This window comes from Rhizobacter sp. (genome assembly GCF_046595475.1).
GTDB lineage: Bacteria > Pseudomonadota > Gammaproteobacteria > Burkholderiales > Burkholderiaceae_C > Rhizobacter.
The window spans coordinates 1-5,090 of record NZ_JBKJOQ010000089.1 but is presented as its reverse complement, the minus strand read 5'-3'; the positions used below and the strand labels follow the sequence as shown (position 1 = coordinate 5,090).

Here is a 5,090-nt window from a genome sequence, read left to right as displayed (position 1 = left end):
CCCACTCCACGGCGTCGACGTAAACCGACAGGTACCACTCGTGCACCTGCTGCGGCCGCACGCCCAGCAGCAATGCGAAGAGGCCGGTGACCATCAGGCGCTGGATGTGGTGGGCGTAGCCGTGCGCCAGGGTCTGCGTGATGGCATCGTGCAGGCAGGCCATGTCGGTGTGGCCAGTCCAGTACCAGGCTGGCAGGTCGTGCTGTGCGTTCAGCGCGTTGCGCTCGGCGTAGCCGGGCATCTGCGTCCAGTAGATGCCGCGCACGTACTCGCGCCAGCCCAGGATCTGGCGAATGAAGCCGTCGGCACTGTGCAAGGGCACATGCCCCGCGTGGTAAGCGGCCTCGGCCGCCTGCACCACCTCGCGGGCGTTCAGCAGCTTGAGGTTCAGCGCCGCCGAGAGCTGTGAGTGGTACAGCCAGGGCTCGCCCGGCCACAGCGCGTCCTCGTAGCGGCCGAACAGCGGCAGCCGCTGGTCGATGAAGCGCTGCAGGGCCTGCAGCGCCTGTTCCCGCGTGACCGGCCAGGCAAAGCTCGCGAGCGTGCCGGGGTGCTGCGCAAAGCGCGTGTTGACCAGTGCGATGACGTCGCGCGTCAGCGCGTCGGGCTCGAAAGTGGCGCGTTCAGGCAACGCCCCAGGGCCGGCCGGCCCGAAGGATTCGCGGTTGTCGGCGTCGAAGTTCCACTGGCCGCCCAGCGGCTGGCCGTCTTGCATGAGTACGCTGTGACGTTGCCGCAGCTCGCGGTAAAAGTACTCCAGCCGCAGCGACTTGCGCCCCTTGGCGTGAGCGGCGAATTCGCGCACCGTGGTGTAGAAGTGGCGGTCTTCGCAGACCTCCAGCAGCAGGCCCGCGCTTTCCACCGCGCCCTTGAGCGACTGCCACACCCGCCAGTCGCCCGGTGCTGTCATCACCACCCGCTGCGGGGCCAGCGCCGTGAGGGCCGCCCGCAGTTCGGCCGCCAGGCTGCCTTGGTTGCCCGGGTCGTCCAGCCGGGTGTAGTGCAGCGGCCGGCCTGCAGCACGCAGTGCCTGCGCGAAATGGCGCATGGCCGACAGGAAGAGGGCAATGCGCTGCTTGCCCGACCCCACGTGGGTGGACTCTTCTTGAGCCTCGGCCATCCACACGGCGTCTTGTGCCGGGTCGAAGCCATCGAAGGCTGCGGCGTGCAGGTCGAGCTGATCGCCCAGCACGACGACGAGGGTGCGTACATGATTCATGGTCGGCCCATTCCTGCCCCTGCCTTGCGGCATGCGTCTGAACAGAACTTGACCGCGGCCCAGGTGCGCGCCCAGCGCTTGCGCCACACCATTGTTCGACCGCAGGCCACACAGGTCTTGCAGGGCAGCGACTGCTTGTTGCCTCTGAACGAAGACTGCATCAGCCCTTCTTGGCCCACGCGCTGCACCATCCCTTGCTTGCCACCTGCTTGCCGGCGAACAGCGGGCAGCCGCCTGCGGCGTCGCCAGCCTTGCCTTGGTACAGGGCGCAGTTGGCGCAGTTCTGGCCCGCGGCGTATTTCGGAAATTTCTTGACGTCGGCCTTGGTGGCGTCGGCCACGTAGCCCAGGGCCAAGGCCTGCGGGTCGCGCTCGTCGACCTTGGCTTGCGCTTGGGCGGCCGAAGCGAAGGCTGCGCCGCCGGCCGCTACGGTGATCAGGAAAGTGCGTCGTGTGTTGTACATGGAGATCTCGTAGGTTGTGCAAGCCAGGTGATAGACAAAGGCCACGACAGAGGGGCTGCGGCCTCAGCGTGTTGTCGGTATACCCAGGCTGAGCCTGGTCGGTGAAGGGCGATGACGTTCGATGACGGCGTTGGCCAGAGCGCGTGCAGACAGCCACGCGCCCTCAACCCCCGCACCGCCCAGCGCGTCGCCACAAACGCCCAGGCCCGAGGGTGCGTCCCACCAGCAGGGGCCTGCCGTGGCTGCGGCCCGCGGCACCGACGCAAAGCGCCAGCGGTGCACGGCAGCCTGGTGCCAGATGAGCGTGCGGCCCAGCCACAGCGCCAGGGCTTGCTGCAAGCTTGATTGAACGTCGGCGGCAGGAGATTCGAGGTGCGTCTGGCTCCAGGGTGCCGTGGCGTGGACGACCCATTGGGCTTGGCCTGGCACCCGTTCGCGCCCAGGCTTGGCGTCGTTGCGAACGACCCAGGAGAGCGGGCCCGACGTCGGCCAGGCCAGATCCCAGGCAGGGGCCGGGTTCACATCGGCGGTGACGCCCATCAGCGTCCAGCCGGGCCGCATTGGCAGCGCCTGCGCCCGCTCTGCCCAGTCGGCCCTGTGTGGCCGCAGCAGCGGCGCAGCTTGTTGCGGCGGGATGGCCACGACCACCGCGCTGAAGCCCGCTGCCACGTGGGTGCCCGCACTTTCCAGGCACCAGCCACCGGGCTCGCGCCGCAGCGCGTCGACCGTGCAGCCCGTCTGCACCGGCACGCCTGCCAACAACCCGCGGCACAAGGCCGGCATGTCGGGCGTCGGCACCCACAGCCCCGGATTTCCCAGCGGCGCATAGCTGCCAGGGGCCATGGCGGCGGCCCAACGCGACAGCAGGCCGTCGCGTTGCGCCTGCTCGGCGAAGCGCGCGAAGTCTTGCGAGTTCGCGCTGAACCCGGGTGCACCGTGGTCGAACGGGGCGCGGTGTTCAACCCCATCGCCGGTTGACCATTCAACGCGGCGCGTCGCCATGCGGCCGCCAGCGCCGCGCGACTTGTCGAACAACTGCAGCTCGAAGCCCGCGTCGGCCAAGAATCGGGCGCAGGTGGCTCCTGCCATGCCCGCGCCGATGATCGCCACGCGCCCTGCCGAGTTGCTCATGCCGCTTTGCGCCAGCCACGCCTGACGATGAGACAGGTGCCACCAAGCAGGGCAGGCCCCATCGAGTTTCAGCGCGAGCAGAGGGCGGGGTGCTGCTTTCATGGCTGGATCATAGGAGAAACAAATTCATATCAAACTCAAGTGGTCAATATGGTTGAAATTGATGGCAAAATACGACTCAAATGCAACTCACATAACCTATGGATCGCAAGAAAACTCCTCCGCAGACGACGGCACCCCCGCCCGCTCCTGAGCCCACCTTTCGCAGCGGTGCGGTGGCACGCATGGCCCACATGCCGGTGGCGACGTTGCGCATTTGGGAGCAGCGCTACCAGGCGGTGCGGCCGACCGCCGCGCCCTCGGGGCATAGGCTGTATTCACCGGCCGATGTGCAGCGCGTGTTGCTGCTGCGGCAGCTGGCCGAGCAGGGGCACGCCATCGGCTCCATTGCCGGGCTGGACTCGGCGCAGCTCCAGCAGGTGGCCAACACGCATGCGGACACCGCCGCCCTTGCGCGCCCCAGGCTTGCGCGCCTCAGGCCTGCGCGGCCCGTGGCCGCACTGCGGCTGGTCGTGGTGGGGCAGGCCCTGGCCGCGCGGCTGCAGCGCTCGGCGGTCGCTCAACGACTGGCGCGCCCGGCGCAGGTGCTGGCGGTGTTCGAGTCGCTGGCCGACGCGGCCTCAGCGGCCGTGGGCGCCGGGGTCGACTTGCTGATTTGGCAGTCGCCCGAGCTGCAGGCCAGCGTGCCGCGCGAGCTCAAGGTTGCGCAAGACGCATGGCGCGCCCGGCAGGTGGCGGTGGTCTATCGCTATGCGGGGGCCGCCGCGAGAAAAGCGTTTGCCGACCACGGTGCCATCGTGGCCCGCGAGCCGGCCGATGACGAGGCATTGGGCGCTTGGCTCGCATCGCTGGAGGCTTCCTTGCCCGAGGGAGCCGAAGCGCAGCCCCAGCTCAGCATGCGGCTGCAAGCTCCCGTGCTGGCGGCAGATGTTGTGCCGCCCCGCCGCTTCGACGACGCCGCCTTGACGGCCATCGCGGGTCTGTCGCCGACCTTGGCCTGCGAATGCCCTCGTCATGTCGCCGAGTTGCTGATGCAGCTTTCGAGCTTCGAGGCTTACAGCGCGGGTTGCGTCAACCGCAGCCCGGCCGATGCCGAGCTGCATGCCTACCTGCAGCGGGTGGCGGGCGCCTCACGGGCCTTGTTCGAGTCGGCCCTGGAAAGTGTGGCGCGCCATGAGGGCTTGCCGTTGCGTTGAGAAGCGGCCAGAGCCTTGCAGCTCGCAGCGGACCTACTCCAAGTTCTGCACCTGCTCGCGCAGCTGCTCGATCAGGACTTTCATCTCCACAGAGATGTTGGTCAGCTCAAGAGTCGACGACTTCGAGCCCAGTGTGTTGGCTTCACGCAGCAACTCTTGTATGAGGAAGTCGAGCCGCTTGCCGACCTCTCCACCGGCCTTGAGCAGGCGGGCGATCTCTTCGGTGTGGGCGCGCAGGCGGGCCAGTTCTTCGGCCACGTCGATGCGGATGGAATAGGCGGCCGCCTCGTTGAGCGCGCGCTCCTGCAGGGCTTCGCGCGAGATGCTTTGCGCAGCGCCAGTGGCCACCAGCGCTTCTTGCCAGCGCTCAAGAAAGCGCTGTTGCAGGCGCTGCACGACGGCCGGCACGAGAGGCTCGGCCTCGGCGGCCAGCTCGCGCAGGCGCTTCACGCGATCCATCAGCACCGCGACGAGCTTCTCGCCTTCGCGGGCCCGGGCTTCGATCAGGCCAGCGACACAGCGTTTGGCAGCGTCGAGCGCCACCTCGTCGAGCTTCTCGGTCGGTGTGCCGCCCTTGCACCACTGCATCACCTCGTGCACCGACAGCGGCTGAGCCTTGGGCAGCCACCCCTGGATCGTGCTTTCCAAGCGTGAGAGGCGGTTCATCTGCTCGGGCTGCGGCATGGGCCAGGCGTTGTCGGCCTCGGCCTTGGTGTTCAGTCGCAGCTCGATCTTGCCGCGGCGAAATGCGCCAGACAGCAGATCGCGCAGTGCGGGCTCCAGCGAGCGAAATTCGTCGGGCAAGCGAAACCCGAGATCCAGGAAACGCCCGTTGACGGAGCGCAACTCCACCGTCACGCTGGCGCTTGTCGACCCACTCGGCCGAGGGGCGGGTGCCTCTCCCGAGCCTGTGGTTTCTGTCGCAGATTGCGCCCCGGCGGTGGCGCTTGCATACCCGGTCATGCTGTAGACTGGCATTCAACTTATCGCATTGCAAAATCGGATTATGTCAAAGCCGAAA

General features: G+C 67.8%; 6 protein-coding genes. 1 reads left to right on the top strand and 5 read right to left on the bottom strand.

The features are described from left to right. From AC30QB_RS15520 to AC30QB_RS15505, 4 genes are all read right to left on the bottom strand, one after another. A partial coding sequence (locus AC30QB_RS15520; RefSeq protein ID WP_489547145.1) for a cryptochrome/photolyase family protein occupies nucleotides 1-1,219 on the bottom strand: 1,219 nt, incomplete at its 3' end. Then, nucleotides 1,216-1,380: a DUF2256 domain-containing protein gene (locus AC30QB_RS15515; RefSeq protein ID WP_489547144.1), complete on the bottom strand. Its 165-nt coding sequence runs from the start codon at nucleotides 1,378-1,380 to the stop codon at nucleotides 1,216-1,218. The genes AC30QB_RS15515 and AC30QB_RS15520, both read right to left, overlap by 4 nt. Beyond that, complete coding sequence (locus AC30QB_RS15510; RefSeq protein ID WP_489547143.1) at nucleotides 1,380-1,682, bottom strand: high-potential iron-sulfur protein; 303 nt, start codon at nucleotides 1,680-1,682, stop codon at nucleotides 1,380-1,382. The genes AC30QB_RS15515 and AC30QB_RS15510 overlap by 1 nt, the downstream gene beginning before the upstream one ends. A gap of 63 nt (nucleotides 1,683-1,745) precedes the next feature. Then, nucleotides 1,746-2,915: an NAD(P)/FAD-dependent oxidoreductase gene (locus AC30QB_RS15505; protein WP_489547142.1), complete on the bottom strand. Its 1,170-nt coding sequence runs from the start codon at nucleotides 2,913-2,915 to the stop codon at nucleotides 1,746-1,748. Nucleotides 2,916-3,013: 98 nt separating this feature from the next. On the opposite strand from AC30QB_RS15505, the gene AC30QB_RS15500 reads away from it, so the two are divergent. Next, nucleotides 3,014-4,069, top strand: a complete 1,056-nt coding sequence (locus tag AC30QB_RS15500; protein ID WP_489547141.1) for a MerR family transcriptional regulator — start codon at nucleotides 3,014-3,016, stop codon at nucleotides 4,067-4,069. Nucleotides 4,070-4,102: 33 nt separating this feature from the next. Here AC30QB_RS15500 and AC30QB_RS15495 read toward each other — a convergent pair whose 3' ends face one another. Continuing rightward, nucleotides 4,103-5,047 carry a YicC/YloC family endoribonuclease gene (locus tag AC30QB_RS15495; RefSeq protein ID WP_489547140.1) on the bottom strand — a complete coding sequence of 315 codons (945 nt, stop codon included), beginning with the start codon at nucleotides 5,045-5,047 and terminating at the stop codon, nucleotides 4,103-4,105. Nucleotides 5,048-5,090: the final 43 nt, after the last annotated feature.

What these genes read in the sequence shown, in the direction of transcription:
- AC30QB_RS15510 (WP_489547143.1), bottom strand. Translation starts at nt 1,682, where the DNA reads ATGTACAACACACGACGCACTTTCCTGATCACCGTAGCGGCCGGCGGC.
- AC30QB_RS15515 (WP_489547144.1), bottom strand. Translation starts at nt 1,380, where the DNA reads ATGCAGTCTTCGTTCAGAGGCAACAAGCAGTCGCTGCCCTGCAAGACC.
- AC30QB_RS15500 (WP_489547141.1), top strand. Translation starts at nt 3,014, where the DNA reads ATGGATCGCAAGAAAACTCCTCCGCAGACGACGGCACCCCCGCCCGCT.
- AC30QB_RS15505 (WP_489547142.1), bottom strand. Translation starts at nt 2,915, where the DNA reads ATGAAAGCAGCACCCCGCCCTCTGCTCGCGCTGAAACTCGATGGGGCC.
- AC30QB_RS15495 (WP_489547140.1), bottom strand. Translation starts at nt 5,047, where the DNA reads ATGCCAGTCTACAGCATGACCGGGTATGCAAGCGCCACCGCCGGGGCG.